Annotated in this window: 16 protein-coding genes; 8 read left to right on the top strand and 8 right to left on the bottom strand. The window is 65.6% G+C overall.

Annotated elements, in window-relative coordinates; translation table 11 throughout:
• Positions 1 to 4 precede the first annotated feature (4 nt).
• Positions 5 to 1,510: a M15 family metallopeptidase gene (locus KOL99_RS17755; protein WP_216511814.1), complete on the top strand. Its 1,506-nt coding sequence runs from the start codon at positions 5 to 7 to the stop codon at positions 1,508 to 1,510.
• A 215-nt stretch (positions 1,511 to 1,725) separates the two neighbouring features.
• On the opposite strand, the gene flgM is transcribed toward KOL99_RS17755, so the two are convergent.
• Entirely contained in the window at positions 1,726 to 2,010 is a 285-nt protein-coding gene (flgM, locus tag KOL99_RS17750; RefSeq protein ID WP_216511813.1) for a flagellar biosynthesis anti-sigma factor FlgM, read from the bottom strand.
• Positions 2,011 to 2,374: 364 nt separating this feature from the next.
• On the opposite strand from flgM, the gene KOL99_RS17745 reads away from it, so the two are divergent.
• From KOL99_RS17745 to KOL99_RS17715, 7 genes are all read left to right on the top strand, one after another.
• On the top strand, positions 2,375 to 2,572 hold the full coding sequence (locus tag KOL99_RS17745; RefSeq protein ID WP_236026397.1) for a hypothetical protein: 198 nt from the start codon (positions 2,375 to 2,377) through the stop codon (positions 2,570 to 2,572).
• Between the two features lie 14 nt (positions 2,573 to 2,586).
• Positions 2,587 to 2,955 (top strand): rhodanese-like domain-containing protein, encoded by a 369-nt coding sequence (locus tag KOL99_RS17740; protein ID WP_216511811.1) that lies wholly within the window; start codon positions 2,587 to 2,589, stop codon positions 2,953 to 2,955.
• 258 nt (positions 2,956 to 3,213) lie between these two features.
• Positions 3,214 to 4,641 (top strand): OmpA family protein, encoded by a 1,428-nt coding sequence (locus KOL99_RS17735; protein ID WP_216511810.1) that lies wholly within the window; start codon positions 3,214 to 3,216, stop codon positions 4,639 to 4,641.
• Positions 4,642 to 4,894: 253 nt separating this feature from the next.
• Complete coding sequence (locus KOL99_RS17730) at positions 4,895 to 5,890, top strand: aldo/keto reductase (RefSeq protein ID WP_216511809.1); 996 nt, start codon at positions 4,895 to 4,897, stop codon at positions 5,888 to 5,890.
• A gap of 220 nt (positions 5,891 to 6,110) precedes the next feature.
• Positions 6,111 to 8,186: a transketolase gene (gene tkt / locus KOL99_RS17725; RefSeq protein ID WP_216511808.1), complete on the top strand. Its 2,076-nt coding sequence runs from the start codon at positions 6,111 to 6,113 to the stop codon at positions 8,184 to 8,186.
• A 57-nt stretch (positions 8,187 to 8,243) separates the two neighbouring features.
• Positions 8,244 to 9,389, top strand: coding sequence for a transaldolase family protein (locus KOL99_RS17720; RefSeq protein ID WP_216511807.1), 1,146 nt, complete (start codon positions 8,244 to 8,246; stop codon positions 9,387 to 9,389).
• A complete protein-coding gene (locus KOL99_RS17715; protein ID WP_216511806.1) occupies positions 9,386 to 9,679 on the top strand; it encodes a J domain-containing protein in 294 nt (97 codons plus the stop codon). Before KOL99_RS17720 ends, KOL99_RS17715 begins: the two co-directional genes overlap by 4 nt.
• Before the next feature lie 232 nt (positions 9,680 to 9,911).
• Here KOL99_RS17715 and KOL99_RS17710 read toward each other — a convergent pair whose 3' ends face one another.
• From KOL99_RS17710 to KOL99_RS17680, 7 genes are all read right to left on the bottom strand, one after another.
• Entirely contained in the window at positions 9,912 to 10,373 is a 462-nt protein-coding gene (locus tag KOL99_RS17710; RefSeq protein WP_216511805.1) for an SRPBCC family protein, read from the bottom strand.
• 18 nt (positions 10,374 to 10,391) lie between these two features.
• Positions 10,392 to 10,988, bottom strand: coding sequence for a chemotaxis protein CheD (locus KOL99_RS17705; protein WP_216511804.1), 597 nt, complete (start codon positions 10,986 to 10,988; stop codon positions 10,392 to 10,394).
• 31 nt (positions 10,989 to 11,019) lie between these two features.
• Complete coding sequence (locus KOL99_RS17700) at positions 11,020 to 13,557, bottom strand: hybrid sensor histidine kinase/response regulator (RefSeq protein WP_216511803.1); 2,538 nt, start codon at positions 13,555 to 13,557, stop codon at positions 11,020 to 11,022.
• A 192-nt stretch (positions 13,558 to 13,749) separates the two neighbouring features.
• Positions 13,750 to 16,713: an NAD-glutamate dehydrogenase domain-containing protein gene (locus tag KOL99_RS17695; protein ID WP_216511802.1), complete on the bottom strand. Its 2,964-nt coding sequence runs from the start codon at positions 16,711 to 16,713 to the stop codon at positions 13,750 to 13,752.
• A gap of 205 nt (positions 16,714 to 16,918) precedes the next feature.
• Positions 16,919 to 18,559: an anaerobic C4-dicarboxylate transporter gene (locus KOL99_RS17690; RefSeq protein WP_216511801.1), complete on the bottom strand. Its 1,641-nt coding sequence runs from the start codon at positions 18,557 to 18,559 to the stop codon at positions 16,919 to 16,921.
• A gap of 329 nt (positions 18,560 to 18,888) precedes the next feature.
• On the bottom strand, positions 18,889 to 19,101 hold the full coding sequence (locus KOL99_RS17685) for a glutaredoxin family protein (RefSeq protein WP_216511800.1): 213 nt from the start codon (positions 19,099 to 19,101) through the stop codon (positions 18,889 to 18,891).
• Between the two features lie 15 nt (positions 19,102 to 19,116).
• On the bottom strand, positions 19,117 to 19,311 hold the full coding sequence (locus KOL99_RS17680; RefSeq protein ID WP_216511799.1) for a hypothetical protein: 195 nt from the start codon (positions 19,309 to 19,311) through the stop codon (positions 19,117 to 19,119).
• Positions 19,312 to 19,378 lie beyond the last annotated feature (67 nt).

The raw sequence follows: 19,378 nt of genomic DNA, 5'->3' as shown, positions 1-19,378 counted from the left end.
GGGCATGAACAGGACTTGGCGATCCATCTTCGGCGGCGTTACGCTGGCAACCCTGGCCCTGGTGACAGGATGCAGCTCGAACCGCGAACTGCCGCGGCGCATCAGCGAGAGCCTGGACGGCATCGCGCGCAGCTCCCACAGCGGCCAGTTCCTCTACGTCGACCCGGGCACCCCGGGGCTGCCGCAGGCGACCCTCTACCCGGTGCGGCGCTCGCTTTTGGGGTGGGAGCTTGCCCTGCCGGCGGTCCCGGTCAACCTGGGGCGCAACGGTGTGGCGCCCCCGTTCGAGAAGCGCGAAGGTGACGGCCGCACCCCTGCCGGCATCTTCCCCCTGCGCACCGCCTTCGGCTACCCCGCCACTCTCCCCGGTACGTTCCCCTACCGCCAGGTCGATACCCACGACCTTTGGGTCGACGACCCCCAATCCCCCGACTACAACCGCTGGGTCTGGCGCGGCGAGACCAGGGCCTCCTCCTTCGAGGAGCTCTTGCGTCCCGATCCGCTCTACCGGTACGCCCTGGCGCTCGACTACAACACGGAGCCGGCGGTGCGCGACATGGGAAGCGCCATCTTCATCCACGTCGAGCGGGGCCCGGAGAGCGGCACCGCCGGGTGCGTCTCGCTGCCGGAAAAGGAGCTGGTGCGGGTCATCGGCTGGCTCGACCCGGAACAACGGCCGCAGGTCGTGATCGGCAGCGCCTCCGCCGTGGCGGCCGCGTCCGCCGGCGTCGCGGCGCAGCTTCCGGACGACCTGCCGGCCGGACTGAAGGAGCGGCTTTCCCAGGGGGGACGCCTGTTGGCGCTACGTCGCGGCGCCGGGGGCTTCTTCGCCGCCGCCGTCTCGCTGCCCGACAGCGTGGGGCGCCTGATGCGGGAGAAGCAGTCCTGGCGGCCGGAATGCCCGGTCCCGCTGGACCAGCTCGCCTACCTGGTCACCTCGTTCTGGGGCTTCGACGGCCAGCCACACTACGGCGAGCTGGTGGTGCACCAGGTGCTCGCGGCCTTCTTCATGGATTCCCTGCACCACGCCTACAACGGCCGCTTCCCCATCGAAAGGATGGAGCTCATCGACGCCTTCGATGCCGACGATTTCCGCTCCATGGACGCCAACAACAGCTCGGCCTTCAACTGCCGCGAGGTCCCCGGCAGGCCCGGGGTCTTCTCCAGGCACAGCTACGGCGCCGCCATCGACATCAACCCGAGGCAAAACCCCTACCTGATGCTCGAGGAGGGGGCGCGGCAGCAAGGCGCGAGCGTAGCGGGAGCCGCCGCCGCGCGGGATTTCTGCCTCGGCAACCCCGCCCTGTGCCGGGTTCTTCCGGCGGCTTCGGCCGACCACCTGGACCGGCAGCAACCGCGCCCCGGCATGCTGCAGCCGGGCGACCCGCTGCTCACCCCCTTCCGGCAGCGCGGCTTCACCTGGGGTGGAAGCTGGCGCTTTCCCGATTACCAGCACCTCGAGTACGACCTGGGGAGACTCCTCCAAGGGGACGAAACGACCCCTCGGTGATTTTTATTTTTTAATTGTTTCCGTCCCGAACGCTGGCGCCGCGCAGGGGCCCGGCAACGACGAGTCCGGGGAGCTGGCGCGGCACTTCAACCAGACCACGGTGAAGTTGCGCGAGATCAAGCGGCGCGGCTCTGAAGGGGGGCAATGAAAAACGGCGTGTCACCGCCAGGTGACGCGCCGTTTGGCGTTTCAGGTTGTTGAGGGGGAGGGGGCGGTCAGATGCCGCTGTTGTTGGCAAGCATCTTCTCGGCCACCTGCCGGGAATCGACCCGGTACTCTCCCGACTGGATGCGTGCCTTGATGGCGGCTACCCGCCGGGCCTGCTGCTGGTCCAGGTCATGGGTGGAAATCTGGGACAGGGAGGTGGAGAGCTCGACCAGGTCATCCTGTCGCTCGGGGCGGCCTTCCGGTTGCTGCGCCCGGGTCCGCGGCGGGGCGTCCATCCTTCCCTCTACGGGAATGGCAGGCTTGGCCTGCTCTATTTTATCGGTGATGTTCATATCTCCGGCTCTTTGCTCGTTGTGGGTGTGTATGCAGGAACTATTTGAATGGTAATAGTTTTCTTGCATAAATCCCAGTGATTTTTATTTCATTATCGACGTCCTTCCCCGCCCGCCGCGACAGTCATTGCCCCCCCGCCTGTGCGCGGCGTTGTCGTGTGTGCGCCGTGTGCCCTTTCATAAAGTTTCCCGCCGGTTCGACCCTGTCTCTCGCCAACAGGTCCGGGCGCTCAACTCTTCCCTTCTGTTCCAGTCACGCCAAAAAAGAAAGATTGGCTTGTTGACATTAAAAAACACTAAGTTATTTTAAATGGGTGCCGCCCGCCGGGCAATAAGCGGGATGACCGGCTCAAAGGAGGAGACCATGGCCACTGTGCAAGCGCAAACCCAGGCTCCGTCGACCGTTCCCGTTCCGGTAGCCAAACATTCCTTCGGCACCTTCGCCCTGAGCGTCACGCTGTTCATCGTGCTGGCCATCGCCCTGTTCGTGTACTTCACCTCGCGCAGGAAGGTCGATGGCCGGCACGTCGACCAGAAAGCCGGCGACGAGGGGGAAGACTGAGCGGGGAGGGGACCATGCGGAGCGATCTGGCGGTATCGACGGACTGGGTATGGGAGCGGATCAAGGAAGGGGAGCCGCTCTTTTTTATCGAGTTGCGGCACCCCGGCGATGTCGACTACGCCGTGCGCCGGGTGCGGGGGGCGCTCCGGGTCGATTTCGACGACGCCAAGCGGCATCTCCCGGAACTGCCGCGCGACCGCCTGGTGGTGGTCTGTTCCGGCTTGCCCAACGACGAGCCGGCGCTGGAGTTGGCCGCCTTTCTCACGGAGAACGGGGTAACGGCTCGGGTCCTCGCGGGCGGGGTGGCCGAGTACCTCGAGGCCGGACTCCCGGCGGACGAGGTCAAGGCGGCCCGGGACATGACCCGCAGCCGCGGCGAGTGAACCGCGCGCTGTTCATCCTTTGCGCAGCGGCTTCCAGAGCGGCTTTTCGCTGGTTGACACCCAGATGAATGACGTTATATTGGTAAACGTTAATTTTTCCGGCGCCGGCGAACCAGGCGCCCGGGTAACTGAAACAACGGGTTAGCGGATCTTTCACGCCGGCTTGGGCCGGGACTGGATGGGCCAGCCAGAGGCCGGCTCGAAAAATTAGCGGGAGGATCTCCAGGCCGAGATGCTCTCAACAAGGAGGCTACCACGATGAAAAAGATCACCGGCTTTATCTGCATCATGGTCCTGGCCGTGATGGCGCTGGCCGCCACGGCGCACGCCGGAGAACGCGCGGGGGCGTTCTCCATCTCCCCCTTCGTCGGCGGTTACATCTTCGATGATTCGAAACTGCCACAGCGCAACTACAGGGAGAACCGGATAACCGGCGGTTTGAGGCTCGGCTACGACTGGACCGACAACTTCGCCACCGAGCTCGTGGGGAGCTATCTGAAGATCGAGGATCAGGCCACCGATATCGAGAACGGCATGTACTCCTACCACCTGGACCTGATCTGGAACTTCATGCCCAGGTCCGCCTTCGTTCCCTACCTCGCCCTGGGCGGCGGCGGGACCACCATCAGGTACCACGGCGCCAACTCCCACGACGGCACGGCCAACGGCGGCGCCGGCTTCAAGCTCTTCTTCAACGATGACATCGCCTTCAGGGCCGACGCCCGCCGCATCATCGACTTCCAGAGCGACCACGTCCGTGAGAACATCGCCAGGAACTGGGAATACAGCGTCGGCCTCACCTTCGTGGTGGGCGGCCGCTCCATGAAGGCCGCTCCCGCCAGGGCCGCGGCGACCGAGCCCGGCGGCACCGTCGCCCAGACCCCGCCGCCGGCGCAGCCCGAACCGCAGGCGCAGCCGCAGCCCGCGCCCGTGGCAGCCGAGCCGACCCCGGGGCACTACAAGTACTGCATCACCCTGCAGGGTGAGTTCGACATCGACAAGGCCATCGTGCGCCAGGAACTGCGCGACCAGATCGCCCAGGTCGGCAACTTCATGAAGAAGTACCCGACCACCACGGCCGTCATCGAGGGGCACACCGACAACGTCGGCTCCTACAACCACAACATGGACCTCTCCCAGCGCCGCGCGCAGGCCGTGGTCGACGTGCTGGCCGAGCAGTACGGCATCGAGCGCACCCGCCTCGCCGCCAAGGGCTACGGCTTCACCCGCCCCATCGCCGACAACGCGACCAATGAAGGGAAGCAGAAGAACCGCCGCATCGAGGCGATCATCGACTGCGCCTTCGACGTGCAGCAGGTTACCCCGCCCGAGCGTCTCTGCATGTCCCTGGTGGTCGACTTCGACCCGGGCAAGGCCGAGATCAAGCCGCAGTACCGCGATGAGATCGCCAAGGTGGCCGACTACATGAAGCGCTACACCACCACGACCGCCGTCATCGAAGGGCACACCGACAACACCGGCAACGCCGCACAGAACATGAAGCTGTCCCAGCAGCGCGCCCAGAACGTGGCCGACTACCTGGTCAAGAACTTCGGCATCGAGCGCTCCCGTCTCTCCGCCAAGGGGTTCGGCTCGACCCGCCCCATCGCCTACAACAACACCGCGGAAGGGCGGCAGCAAAACCGCAGGATCAACGCCATCATCGACTGCGTCGTCAACAAGTAACCATGTGCGGCCAGGGGTCCCGCGCTCACCTTCAGCACCCTGGCCAACGGCACCCCTGACCACCTCCGCCGCAGAAATAGCCCATATCCCGTATGGGCTATTTTTGTTGCCGCACCCGCCGGAGCGTGGAAGGGACCGTACCCGTTCCAGGTGCCGAGTCTCCAGAACGGACGTCACCGATATCGAGGAACCCGGTACCGGATCCTGGACACGTAGAACATAGAACGTAGAGCCTGTTTTGGGGGGAGGTCTTATGCACAAACGCAAACTGGGGCAACAGGGGCTGGAGGTGTCGGCACTGGGGCTTGGCTGTCGCGGGTTGACCTACAGCTACGGGAGCCAGGACCTGACCGAGTCGATCCGGGTACTGCGCCGGGCCATGGAGCTCGGCATCACCTTCTGGGATACCGCCGAGGTGTACGGCCCCTTCTGCAACGAGGAACTCCTGGGGCGCCTGCTGAAGGAGGTGCCGCGCCAAAAGCTGGTGCTCGCCACCAAGTTCGCCTGGCGCTTCGGGCCGCACGGCAGGCAGGTCGGGCTGGACAGCAGCCCGGCCCAGGTGCGCAGGTCCATCGACGGCTCCTTGAAGCGCCTGGGGACGGACTACATCGACCTCTATTACCAGCACCGCCTGGACCCGGCGGTCCCGGTCGAGGAGACGGTGGGAGCCCTGTCGGAACTGGTGCGGGAGGGGAAGGTGCGCTACATCGGCCTCTCCGAGGTGGGCCCCGGGATCGTGCGCCGCGCCCATGCCGTGCACCCGCTCTCCGCCGTGCAGTCGGAATATTCGCTGTGGGAGAGGGGGGTGGAGGACAAGCTCCTGCCGGTGCTGCGCGAACTGGGGATCGGCTTCGTGGCCTACAGCCCGATGGGGAGGGGGTTCCTGGCCGGCAAGATCAGGAGCACCGACGACCTCGAGCCGTGCGACTGGCGCCGCAAGAACCCGCGCTTTCTCGCCGAGAACCTGCGCCACAACTTCACCCTGGTCTCCATGGTCAACGAACTCGCCTGCGCCCACGACGCCACGCCAGCCCAGGTGGCGCTCGCGTGGCTGTTGCGCCGCGGCAGCGACGTCGTCCCCATCCCCGGGACCAGGCACCTGCGCTACCTCGAGGAGAACGCCCAGGCCGTGGGGCTCAAACTGTGCGACGACGTCTGGTGCAGCCTCGACAAGTCGGTCTGCGGGTTCCAGGTGGCCGGCGCGCGCTCGCCCGAGGCGGCGCTTCGATTCGTCGACAATTCCGACTAGGCGGCGGCGACAGGTCGCGGCGGCAACGGGAACTGTATCGGGAAATGGTGTTCACGTCATAGAGAGTGGCTGCTACAGTTTCTATTTGGCTTGTCACTTGTTATAGTCATGGCAGGAAGCAGCGCAATTTTCCTGTCACAGTTCCTTCTGGGGTCAATGAACGAAGGGTGGCGGAAACAATGTCGATGCTCCCGGATCTCATACCTGGAGGAGCAGCGCCATGACCACGCATCCCGTTACCGCCCCCGCCACCGACCTGGACCAGCTCTGCATCAACACCCTGCGCTTTCTCGCGGTCGACGCCATTCAAAAGGCCAACAGCGGCCACCCCGGCATGCCGATGGGGGCGGCCGCCATGGCGTACCAGCTCTGGACCCGGTTCCTGAAGCACAACCCGGCCGATCCCGCCTGGTTCGACCGGGACCGCTTCGTCCTCTCCGCCGGGCACGGCTCGATGCTGCTCTATTCCCTGCTGCATCTGACCGGTTACGACCTGCCGCTGGAGGAGATCAAGCGCTTCAGGCAGTGGGGGAGCCGCACCCCGGGGCACCCCGAGCGCGGCCTCACCCCCGGCGTCGAGGTGAGTACCGGCCCCCTGGGACAGGGCTTTGGCAACGCGGTGGGCATGGCCATGGCGGAGGCCCACCTGGCCGCGCGCTTCAACCGTCCCGGCTACCGCCTCATCGACCACTACAGCTACCTGATCGCCGGCGACGGGGACCTGATGGAGGGGGTGGTCTCGGAGGCCGCCTCCCTGGCAGGGCACCTGCGCCTGGGCAAACTGATCTGCCTCTACGACGACAACCGCATCACCCTGGCCGCCTCGACCTCCCTGAGCTTTTCCGAGGACCGCGCCGCGCGCTTCGCCTCCTTCGGCTGGCAGGTCCTCACCGTGGCGGACGGCAACGACCTCGCGGCGCTCGCGGACGCGCTCGAGGAGGCGCGCGCCGAGTCGGGTCGCCCCTCGCTCATCATGGTGCGCACCCGCATCGGCTTCGGTTCGCCGGGAAAACAGGACAGTTTCGAGGCGCACGGCTCTCCGCTTGGCGCGGACGAGGTGCTGCGCAGCAAGGAGCGTCTGGGGTGGCCCGCCGAACCGCAATTCCTGATTCCCGCTGCCGCGCTCGAGCATTTCCGGCAGGCGCTCGAGCGTGGCGGCGCGGCCCAGCGGGAGTGGGAGGCGTTGCGCGCCCGCTACGCCGCCGACTATCCGGAGCTTGCCGCCGAGCTCGCGCTCGCCCTCTCCGGCGAGCTCCCGGCGGGGTGGCTGGAGGCCCTCCCCGAGTTTCCCGCCGACGAGAAGGGGATGGCGACCCGCGCCGCCTCGGGGAAGGTCCTGAACGCGCTGGCGGCTCGCCTGCCGCAGCTTTTCGGCGGCTCGGCCGATCTCAACCCCTCCACCGTCACCGCGCTTGCCGGCAAGGGGGACTTCCAAAGCGAGCAGTGGCAGCCGGAAGACCGCCAGGGGGCGGTGGGAGGGGAGTGGGGAGCCGGCGGCGCCAACGTCCACTTCGGGGTGCGCGAGCACGGCATGGCGGCGATCCTGAACGGCATGGCCGCCCACGGCGGCACCATCCCCTTCGGGGCCACCTTCCTCACCTTCTCGGACTACCTGCGCCCGGCGTTGCGCCTCGCCGCCCTCTCCGGCTTGAAGGTGGTGCACGTCTTCACCCACGACTCGATCGCCCTGGGCGAGGACGGGCCGACCCACCAGCCGGTGGAACACCTGGCCTCGTTGCGGGCGATCCCGCGCCTCATCGTGCTGCGACCGTGCGACGCCAACGAGAGCGCCTTTGCCTGGCGGGTGGCGCTTTCGGCCAATGACCGCCCGGTCGCGCTGGTGCTGTCGCGCCAGGCCCTCCCCACCCTGGACCGGGAGCGCTATGGGGCGGCGGAGGGTGTCCTGCGCGGCGGCTACGTGCTGGCCGACTTCGAGGGGGAGGGGCCTCGGCTCATCCTGATCGCCACCGGTTCCGAGGTTGCCCTCGCGCTGCGGGCGCGCCTTGGGCTGCAAGAGGAGGGGCTCGCGGTACGCGTGGTATCGCTGCCAAGCTGGGAGCTCTTCGAGGAGCAGCCCGCGGAGTACCGCGAGGCCGTGCTGCCGCGCGAGGTCCCGCTTCGGCTGGCGATCGAGGCGGGGAGCCCCCAGGGGTGGCACCGCTACGTGGGGGACGCAGGTGCCGTGCTCGGTGTGGAGGGGTACGGCGCCTCCGCGCCGGGGGACCGCGTCCTCGAGGAGTACGGGTTCACCCTGGAGAACGTCCGCAGGCTCGCCCTGCGGCTGACTGGTGGGTAGCGGTCCGACGCCTTGATCCGGGGGCGGCGAAGCCGCACCCGGATCAAGGGAGCGATCATGAGGGATACGCCGGTATCGAGGCTATCGCGGTGCGGCCAGAGCGTGTGGCTCGACGGCGTCAGCCGCAGCGTCCTGCTTTCCGGGGAACTGGTAGCGCTGGTCCAGGAGGACGGGGTGGGCGGCGTCGGCTGCAGCGCCGCCGTCCTCGAGCACTGTATCGCGGCGGGGAGCGATTACGACGCCGACATCGCCGCCCTGGCCCGCAGCGGTCTCGCGGCGGAGCCGATCTACGACACGCTCCTTCTGGACGACGTGAGGACCGCCGCCGACCTGCTGCGCCCCGTGTATGAACAAAGCGCGGGGGTGGACGGCCTGGTCACCCTGGAGCTTTCCCCCTACCTGGCGCACGACGCCGCCGCGTTGGTCCTGGAGGGGAGGCGCCTTTGGGACCTGGCCGGGCGGGCCAACCTCTTCATCAAGATCCCGGGCACCCTGGAGGGGGTGGCGGCCCTGCGCCGCCTGGTGAGCGAGGGGATCAGCGTGCGGGTGGATCCGGTTTTCAGCGTGCCCCGTTACCGTTCGGTGGCCGAGGCGTACCTGGACGGGCTCTCCCGGCGCGCGGCGCGCGGGCTGCCGCTGGAGCGGGTGGCCTCGGTGGTGGGGCTGCCGCTGGGACGGGTCGACCGGCTCCTGGAGCCGCAGCTGGCCCGGCTGGCCCAGGAGAGCGAAGCCGGCAGGGTGTTGGCCGGGGCGATCAGGGGCGAGGCCGCCATCGCGTTGGCCAAGGTGCTGCGCGGCGTGAACCGTGAGATCCACCGCGACAGCCGCTACCTGGCGCTGGCGGCGCGGGGAGCGACCCCCCAGCGGCTGGCCTGGGTCATTGCCAACGAGAGGGAGGCGGGATGCTTCGATCTGCGCTACCCCGAGGCGCTGGTCGGGCCGGAGACGGTGCAGGTCATGTCGCCGGGGGTGCTGGCCGCCTACCGCGAGCGCGGCCGTCCCGTCAGCAGGCTGGACCTCGGCATGCAGGACGCCCTGGCGCTCCTGGAGCAGCTCCGCGCCCTGGGGATCGATCCGGAGCGCCTGGCCCAGGAGCTCGAGGACGAGGGGGTGCAGCGGCTGGCCCGTCCCTACGACAGCCTGATGCGCAATATAGAGCTGAAACGCAGGGCGGCGCTGGGGCGAGGCGGAGGTGAGCTATGACCTACAGGGAGTTGCAACTGGCGCTGGCGGTGTTCGGTATCGAGGACCGGGCCAGCCTCAGGCAGATCAAGAGTCGGCACCGGGAACTGGTGAAAAGACATCATCCCGACCTGGGCGCGCCGGCCGACAGCGAGGAGATGAGGAAGGTGAATGCCGCCTACCGGGTGCTGCTGGAGTACCTCTCGGATTACCGTTTCTCCTTCGCCGAAGAGGAGTTCTACGAGCAGAACCCGGACGAGCGTCTCAGGCGCCAGTACTTCGAGGATCCCTTATGGGGCGGCAATGGTTAGGCGGTGCACATTGGTTTTCGTCAATATAGTGTCGAAGCTGCGCAAACTGGCGTAAAAGTGCATAAAATGCGGCTCCGGGAGCTAGCACCCATCTGGGCGCGGCTTCGCTGTACACAGTTTCGTGGAAAACGCTGTGGATAACTTTCCGGATCGCGCGGGTTTCTCCCCGTAGATCATGGTTTTTTACCTTTTTGCATAAAAAATGTGCAGTCTCTCCGCTGCTGTCCCTGCTCTACAGCGGGAAGCCGAGTTCGCGGGCCAGGGCCGCGCGCCGGTACTCGAAGATGCCGCGCACCCTGCGCGCCACCAGGGGGGCAGCGACCCGCCCCAGGGGACCGAAGGGGAGCACGTAGTGCACCAGGTCGGTCATCAGCGTCCCCCCCGGCGTCTCCTTGAACATGTGCTGGTGATGCCACATCCGGTACGGGCCGAAGCGCTGCTCGTCCACGAAGAAGTACGGCTCCCGCATGTGGGTGATCTCGGTGACCCACTCGACCGCGAACCCGAGAAACGGGGTCACCGTGTAACTCACGATCATCCCCGCGTGCATCTTCTCCGGGAGCTCCCCGGTGATCTGGAACCCCAGGTCTGGGGGCGTTATGCGCGGCAGGTTGCCCGGGTGCACGAAGAACTCCCAGGCCTCCCCCAGCGACAGCGGCAGCGACTGCTCCTGTTTCAACAGGTACATCTTCATCGGGTCCACCTTTCCCGGTCACCACAGGTCGATTTCCGTGAGTGCCGCCTGCTGCTGCTCGATCGCCCTTTGCCAGCAGTAGCGGTCGCGCTGGGCCAGCTTGTTGCTGCGGTTTGAGTCCACCTTCCTTCTGTGCACGGCGAAATCGCCGTTGGAGAAGTGGATCACCCTCCCGAAGTCGCCGCCGATATCCATGGCGTCGATGGGGATCCGTTCCTGTTCCAGGTACTGCAGGATGAACCTGCAGTTGACCTGCCCCACGCAGAAGAAGTTGTCCGCGTTGCTTTCGGCGTTGATGATGGTCGCCCCCCCGAACACCTTGGCCCTCAGCCGCGAACGGTCGGTGCCGCTGGCCATCATGGCGTTGATCAAGAGATCCATGGCATGGATGCCGTAGCGTCCCGCGTCGGTGATGTTGAGCGGCAGCTCCTTGGCGTAGCGCGGGTTGCTCAGCATGAAGTGGTTCATCCCGATCAGCCGCTTGGCGGGATCGTAGAGGCAGGCGGCGATGCAGGAGCCGAGCAGGGTGGTGATCACGCAGGGCTTGCCGGTGACGTAGAACTCGCCCGGCGCGATGGTGACCCGCTCACCGTTTTGATATTTCTCCACCTTCATGCCGCACCCGCCGCGCCGGTAATGATCCGCCTCAAGCCTCTTGCCGCTCCGCCAGCATCTCCGAGATCGTTTTCTTCAGTTTTTCCATCTCCAAGGGTTTCTGGATGAAGTGCATCCCCGCTTCAATCACCCCGCGCCGGATCACGTTGTCGGAGGTGTGCCCCGACATGAAGAGCACCTTCATCCGCGGCAGGCTCTCCCGGATCCGCTCCGCCAATTCCCTGCCGTTCATCTCCGGCATCACCACGTCGGTCAGCACCAGGTCGATCTCGGCGCCGCGCTGCCGGCTGATCTCCAGGGCCTCCAGCGGGCTCTGCGCCTGGATCACCGTGAGCCCCATCTCCTCCAGCAGCCTCGTGGTGAGCCACAACAGCATCTCCTCGTCCTCGACCAGCAGCACCGTTCCGGAAAGGGGCCCACCCTCGGGGCGGTCCCCCTGTGGCGGCGCCGGGCTCTCCTGGAGGCGGGGCAGGTACACCTTGAACACGGCCCCCTGGCCCGGCTCGCTGTAGACGTTGATGAAACCGCCGTTTTGGGTGACGATGCCGTACACGGTGGAGAGTCCCAGGCCGGTACCCTTCCCCTGTCCCTTGGTGGTGAAGAAGGGTTCGAAGATGTGGGCGGCGGTGGCCTTGTCCATGCCGTGGCCGGTGTCGCTCACCGAGAGCTGCACGTAATCACCCGGTCTCGCCTCCGGATGCAGGTAGGCGTAGTGGCTGGGGATCTGGACGTTGGCCGTCTCGATGGCGAGGCTTCCACCCTCGGGCATGGCGTCGCGGGCGTTGACCGCCAGGTTCATCAGGATCTGGTCCACCTGCGAGGGGGCGATCAGCACGCTCCAAAGCTCCGGCGCCGGATGGAAGGTGAGCTTCACGTCCTCGCTGATGAGCCTGGTCAGGATCTTGATGGAGTCCTCGATCTGCCGGTTCAACTGCACCGGTTTGGGGGAGACCACCTCCTTGCGGGAGAAGGCGAGGAGCTGTCGGGTGATGTCGCTGGAGCGGCGGGCGGCGTTGATGATCAGTTCCAGGTACTGCCCGATCGGCTCGCCGTCCTCGAGCTTGCGCTTGGAGAGCTCGGCGGCGCCGGAGATGACGCTCAGCATGTTGTTGAAGTCGTGCGCGACCCCGCCGGCCAAGCGGCCGATGGATTCCATCTTCTGCGACTGGCGGAACTGCTCCTCCAGGTGCCTGCGCTCCGTGGTGTTGATGAAGGCCACCACCGCGCCCACGACCTTGCCTCCCTTCACCTGGGGATAGGACCAGTACTCGACGGGGAAGCTGGTGCCGTCGCAGCGCCAGAACACCTCGTCATCGGCATGGCTCCCCTTGCCCTGCAGCATGTTACGGTGGGCGCCGCACTCCTCCTGGGGCATGTGCCTTCCGTCGGGGTAGCTGTGGTGCATGATGCCGTGGATGTTCTTGCCGAGGAGGTCGGTGTCTTTTTCGTAGCCGAGCATCCTCAGGCAGGCCCGGTTGCAGAAGGTGCAGTTCCCGTCGATGTCGATGCCGTAGATCGCCTCGCCGGTGGAATCAAGCAATAGCCGCAGCCGCTCCTCGCTCTCCCTGAGGGCCTCCTCCGCCTGCCAGCGCTCCGAGACCTCTTCCTCCAAGAGCGCCGCCTGCTCCTGCAGCGATTCCTGGGCGACCTGGCGCTCGCTGATCTCCTCCTCCAAGAGCGCGGCCTGCTTCTTGATCTCCTCCTCGGCTTGCTTGCGCTCCTCTATTTCCAGCTTCAGGTTCCAGAGCGTGTAGAACATCCCCATGACCAAAAGGAGCGAGATCGACTTCAACAGGTACAGGCGCCAGTCGCTGCGCCCCTGGTAGCGGGTCACCCGTAGCATCACCCCGCTCTCAGGGTCGGTGACCGCGCTTTCCCTGGTGAAGTGCCGGTCCAGGGGTTCGTCATGCGCCATGGTGGCGAGCAGTCGGCCGCCCTGGTCGGTGAGGCTTAGGTGGTAAAGGCGCGGCTGGGTATGCGCGACCAGCTGCTGCAGGAGGTTGTTGCAGGAATAGATCCCTCCGAAGAGCCCGAGGAAGGTGTCGCCGCGGAACACCGGGACCCAGACCTCGAAGGAGGTGTTCCCCTGGATCGCCTCGAAGGGGCGGGTGTAGACCGGCTTGCGCAGTTGCCTGGCCAGGGCGGAGACCCGTTTGGGTTCGGGGAGGTTCAGCTGGAGCCCGACGATCTGCCGGTTTTGTGCCAGCGGCGCCACGTCGGTGATATAGAAGTCGGCGTCGACCCAGGTGATGTTGATCAACTGGGGGTGCGCCTGCACGTACTGCCCGGCGCGCTCTTGGAAAAGCTGGGGGGTGAGCTTTCCCGAGGCGCGGTCCAGCGCCAGAAGCTCCAGGTAGCTCGCGTCCCCTTCCAGGGTGAGCTGCAACGATCCGCTGAAGGTCCTTGCCCTGCTATTCAGGTCGTTTTGCTTCGACTTGAGGTTGTTACCTTCGGTAAACCAGACGATCAGTCCGAAGACCACCAGGAAGGTGGCGAACAGGATGGCGCTGTAGCGTAGGGCCGCCGAGCGGTTGCGAGGGTGGGGGTATGGGCCTTTGAGGTAAGACACTACGTTCCTCCGGAAGGATTGGCTGCGATCTGTTCCTCATCGGCTTTCGCCCCGAAACATTGAGCCCCGGCCATCCCGGCTCCGCGCAACTTAATGATAATAGCAGCAAAAAAATGTTGCACAAATGAATGAGCCCGCCGTTGCCGGCGGGCTCATGGGGGTCGCGGTTGGAGGAGAGCGGTGGCGGTGCTGTCAGGCGGCGAAGTTGCGGTCGATGTGCAGCCTCAGGATGTCCTCGAACTCGGTCTCCTGGTCGCCCCGGTACACCATGGAGGAACCCAGTTCCGCCGCCAGGATGGCGCAGAGGTATTTCTGCGGCAGGATGCCGATCCTGCGCCGGTAGAGCGCCTTGTCGGCCACCAGGGCGGGGAGGTGCGCCAGGATCACCCGGCGAAACGGTGCCTGACCCAGAAGCTCCGGCCTTGCCTGGAAGAAGCGGAACAGGCGCGCGTAGTGGCCGTTGATCTCGGTGCTGATGGCGTCGGAGATCTCGGTGCAGGGAAGTGCCGGGTTGTCGCGGTGCCGCTTGAGGATCAGCCGCGCCTCGTCGGCCGCCCGCTTTTCCAGGATGGCGATCACCCCGGCCACGTACTCATTTTTCTCGGCCAGGAACTCGTTGTCCTTCATGAGCAGGTTGGCGATGATCTCGTAGGAGGAGGAGATCACGCCGCACTTGTTGGCCGAGGCGTCGCGCATGATGATGACGCCGCGTTTTTGCAAAAGGGCCCGCGCCGGCGGGGTGATGAAGGAGTTGGCCCCCTCGATGATGGCGCGCGCCGACGGGGTGCCGTCAGGGAGGAAAAAGCGCTCCCAGTTGCCCGCGTCGATGGTCTCCGGGCGCCCGCCGCCGGGGATGAAGAGGTCGGCCTCGGTGGTGAAGACCAGGTCCCCGAACTCGCGCGAGAACTCGTCGATGGAGATCCACTGCTCGGTGAGACCGCCGCTCCCCATGGTCACCTTGCGGTAGAGGGTCTTCAGCCCCTCGGTCCGGCTGCCGCTTCTAAAGAGCATGAAGCCCCCCTCGTGCAGCGCCTGCGGGTTGAAGCCGTCCAGGTCCTCCTTCAGGATGATGCGGGCGAGCTCGCCGTGGCGCGCGCCCAGCGGGTCGAACAGGGCCGCGGTGCCGTCCAGGATCAGGCGGACCTGCATCCTCGGGTAGCGCTCCAGCATGATGCGCATGGCGTTGCCCGCCACGTCCCCGTTGGGGCCGCCGGTGAACTTCACGCTGAAGGCGTCGTGCACCATGTCGATGCCGAGATCCGCCATGGTGATCTCGGCGAAGCGGACCACGCCGGTCGAGGTGACCCCGAACTCCTTGTGGTTGATCCCGACCTTCTTGCTGGACATGATGCCGATGCCCAAGAGGTAGCCGCGCTCTTTGGAGATGCGGGCGATGCTCTCGATCATGGCGTCGTGCATGTTCTCGTCCGGCCCGAGCTCGATCGGCTCGTCCTCGCGGTAGTAGTCCACCACTGCCGGGAGCCGGGCCACGCCCTGGTCGGTGACGAAGATGTCCAAAAAGGCGTTGGCGACGCCGTACTGCAGCTTGTACAGGCGTAAGACCTCCTGGTCGCGCTCGCCGCTTCTCTGCAGGTCCCCCGCGTCGAGGATCAGTACCAGCTTCGAGCCCCCCTCGTAGATGTCCTTGTTCTTCAGGTGCTGGGTGTGGGCGAGGACGAAGTTTTCCCGGAAGATGGTGTTGGCGTTGGTGATGAAGTCGTCGCCGTTTCTGGCGATGACGGTGCGCCAGCCGCCGCGCGCGATGTCCGAGAAGCCGATGTGGTAGCCGAAGCCGAAGCGGCTGAAGAAGAAGGTGACCCGGAAGGGGAGGGCGGAGGGGAGGTCGGCGGTGAAGTCGCTCCCCAACTCGGCGAGGTAAGCGGGGTCGAGCCGGAAGGCGAGCGCCTGCTTCTGAAGGACGTAGAAGTTGGTCTTCAGGGTGTGCTTGATAAAGATGAGGCAGCAGCGGAAGATGGCGCGGCGCACCTCGTCCAGGTAACGGTGCCCGGTGTTGTAGTCGCCCACCACCCGCTCGGTCTCCTCCAGTTTGGCCGCGTAGCGCGCCTCGCGCTCACCGACGGCGGGATGGAAGCGGACCGCGAACAGTTCGGCCAACTGCAGGGCGATCTCGGGGTGGGAGAAGAAGGCGCTCTTCACGTCGTCCAGCCCGAAGCGGTCCGGCTGGTTATGGGCGAGGTTCGTGTGGGTGAAGGCGATGAAGGCGTTGATGAGCGACCCCTCCCTGCCGCTGAAGGTCCCCTTGGTGACGAAGTCGCGGTAGGCGATCGAGGTGGTGGCGAGGATCTGGGTGTTGCAGAGTTCGTCCTTCAGGCGGCTGAACAGTTCGCTGCCGCGCGAGAGCACCTCGCCATCGCGGCGGCGCACGTAGAAGGTCCCCAGGAAGTAGGGGTGGGTCCCGTTGGAGATGGTGAGGCAGTAGGCGCGGTTCACGCCCAGGTCCAGGCGGTTGAAGACCTCCATCACCTGGAGCAGGAAGTCGTGCTGCGGCGGGTTGCCGACGGCGAAGTGGATGCGCGATTCCCGCCCCCCCTCCATCTCCTCTACGTCGAGGTAGAGCCCGCCCGCCTTGACCCCCTTCTGGTACAGGTTCAGCACCTGCGCCACCCGTTCAGGCCAGGCCATGCGCACGTACTTCTCGTTGTTGAGCCAGACCATGCGCAACAGGCGGTCCAGTTCGGACATGGCGAAGTCCGGGTAGCTCTGGCGCAGCGAGGAGGCGATCTTGGCGCGGATGCCCGCCGGGATGACCACGTCGCCCCCCTCCTGGATCTCCTTGTTGCTCTTGCGGTCGAACTCGAAGCGCTGGATTTCGAGGGTGCGGTCGCTGCCGGGGAGCGGGCTTTCCGAGTGGGCGATCATGGCGTAGGAGATCTCCCGTTCCGGGATGCGGCGCAGCGTGTCGTACAGGGATCCCGGCACGTTGGGGAGCGCCTGGATCAGGCACTTGTCCCGGTCGGAGAGCACCAGCCGGCGGTTTTGGGCGAGAGTGCCCATCTCGCGCTCCAGCATGGCCATCGCCTCGGGTTCGTCCTTCATGGCGATGAAGAAATACGGGGGGAACTGCTCCATGAGCCAGCTGCGGTTTCCCATGGTTGCGGCGCTCAGTCTCTTGAATGCTGCGGTGTTCGTTTTCATTGATCGTTGCTCCCTTTGAAGGCGGGCGAATGGTTATTCGCCCCTTGTGTATTTCCTGTGGTGGTGAGCTGTTGTAGGGGCAAATAATTATTTGCCCGGCACCATTGCCCGATCACTGCCGATGGCGAGAGACGCCGAGGTGACAGATGCGGTAAAGGCGGGCGAATGATCATTCGCCCCTACAGGTTTGTCGTCAGTTTTCACCCTAGAACATCAGCTTCACCAGCAAAAAACCGATACCGATGGACGAGAAGGTGGCGACGAGCCCCGGGATCATGAAGCTGTGGTTCAACACGTAGCGCCCGATGCCGGTGGTGCCGGTGCGGTCGAAGTTGATGGCGGCGACCACGGTCGGGTAGTTGGGTATGAAGAAGTAGCCGTTAACCGCCGGGAACATGGCGATCAGGAAGGGGGCGGGGATGCCCAGGCTGATCCCCAGCGGCATGAGCGCCCTCACCGTGGCGGCCTGGCTGTAGAGCAGGATGGAGAGTACGAAGAGCGCGAAGGCGAACAGCCACGGCGCGGTGGTGACCATCCCCTTGATGGAGCCGCTCAGAAAGTCCATGTTTCCCTGGAAGAAGGTGTCCCCCATCCAGGCGATGCCGAAGATGGCGATGACCGCCTGCACGCCCGCGATGAACACGCTCCCCTCGGCCACGCGGGATACCTTCACCTTGCACAGAAGCAGCATGAGCGCCGCGATGGTCAGCATCACGATCTCGATCACGTGCGGCATCCCCATCTTCTCCTTGTTCTGGGCGGGGCGCTTGTCATCGAGCTTGACGACGTGGTAGCCAAACGGGGTCTTGATCACCTCGGTGAGGTCACCCGGTTTTTTCAGCTTGGCGCACGCCTTCTCGAACTCGGGGATCATCTTTCCCTTGGCCTGCCAGCCGAGGTCGCCGCCGGTCGGCGCCGTGGCGTCGATGGAGCATTGTTTGGCGACGTCGGAGAAGTTGCCGCCTGATTTAAGCTGGGCGAGCACCTGCTTCGCCTCGGTCTCGCTCTTCACCACGATGTGGCTGATCCTGGTATCGCTCCCCACGCTCCACTCGGGGCGCATTTGCGGGAAGGAGCCGAAGAGGACCACCAGGATGGTTCCCACCAGGAACAGTGCCACCGCCACCTTGGCGCCGGCCGGCGTGTTCCTGATCGCCTCGTTGACCTTGGCGCTGTCCGCATGGGAGGTGCGCGGCGGAGGGACCAACCCTTCCTTAAGGCGTTTCTGGTATTCCGGGTCCTGGTCCAGGTTCTTGCCGAGCTTGTTGGAGACGAAGGCGGCGATGATGACGCCGATCAGGGTGGAGGGGATACAGACCTTCAGGATGTCGATCAGTTCCACGTTGAAGCCGAACTTGGCGGCCGAGCCACCGAGCAGGCCCAAAAGAGCCACGGTTGCCGCGGCGATCGGGCTCGCCGTGATGGCCTGCTGCGAGGCGATTACCGAAATGGACATGGGGCGTTCGGGGCGGACGCCGGTCTCGCGCGCCACCTCGGCGATGACCGGGAGCACCGAATAGGCGACGTGCCCGGTCCCGGCGAAGAGGGTGAAAAAGTAGGTGACCATGGGCCCCAGGAACGTGATCCGGTCCGGGTTGTTCCTGAGGATCCGTTCCGCCAGCGATACCAGGTAGTCCAGCCCCCCCGCCGCCTGCAGCACGCCGGCGGCCGTGACCACGGCGGCGATCATCAGCATGACGTCGATGGGGGGCGCGGTCGGTTGCAGGTGGAACAGGAAGGTGAGGACCGCGAGGCCCAGGCCGCCCATGACCCCGAGGCCGATGCCGCCCAACCGGGCTCCGACGAAGATAGCTGCCAGTACCACTACGAACTCTAGCCAGAACATGATGATTCTCCCCTCTGAGATGGTCGGGCGCAGTATCGCCCACGACCGGTACATAGCATCGGCGATGCCAAGAGGGATGCCCGGATGCAAATGTCGTAGAATCGGAGGGTTGTCGTGTCGACCGAAGCGCGCTGGTTCTCATGAGGGGTATGCCGCAGGGAATACGGGGGACTGTGTCAGCGAGGAATGATACGGAACTACGGTCGGTTAGGGTGATGTATGACAACCGGCATAGTATGCCCGGGGGAATACCCCTTTTCCGCATGGTTCCGGTGAGGCGGGCGTTCGGTTGACGGGTGGGATCCCTCGGGTATTAGCCTTCCCGTGCCTTACCTTGCCCGGGCCCCATCCTCAAGCTCCCGCATCACCCGTTCGATGGCCCGGACATCGCAGCCGTCGACGATCCGCTTGCCGTGGTCGAAGACGATGAGGGGGACCATGTCGCCATGGTAGCGTTCGCGCCATTCCTGGTGCGCGACGTGGTCCTTGCGGATGTCGCGCGTGGTGTAGGGGATCCCTTTCTCGGTGAAATAACTTTCCACCTCGGCGCAGTAGCTTCAGCCGCTGCCGGTATAGATGGTTATGGCGGGGTAGTGGCGGGTGGAGGTCGGGCGGGTGGAGGTCGGGAGGGGGGAGGTCGCCGTGGCGCAGCCGGGGAGCGGCAGCGAGAGCAGGAGGAGGAGCGCGGCCAGTCGGAACGCTGTCCGGTGCCGTAGTGGCAAAGGCATGCTGATTTTGTGGCGGTGCTCCATTTATCCCTCCGGGGCAGTCATCCTAGCACTACGGTGGCGCCACAGCAAGCCGTTCCTCGTCCATCTC

Source organism: Geomonas azotofigens (genome assembly GCF_018919395.1).
Taxonomy (GTDB): domain Bacteria; phylum Desulfobacterota; class Desulfuromonadia; order Geobacterales; family Geobacteraceae; genus Geomonas; species Geomonas azotofigens.
Note: the sequence above shows the minus strand (reverse complement) of the source record. Positions and strands in the feature narration are given on the sequence as shown.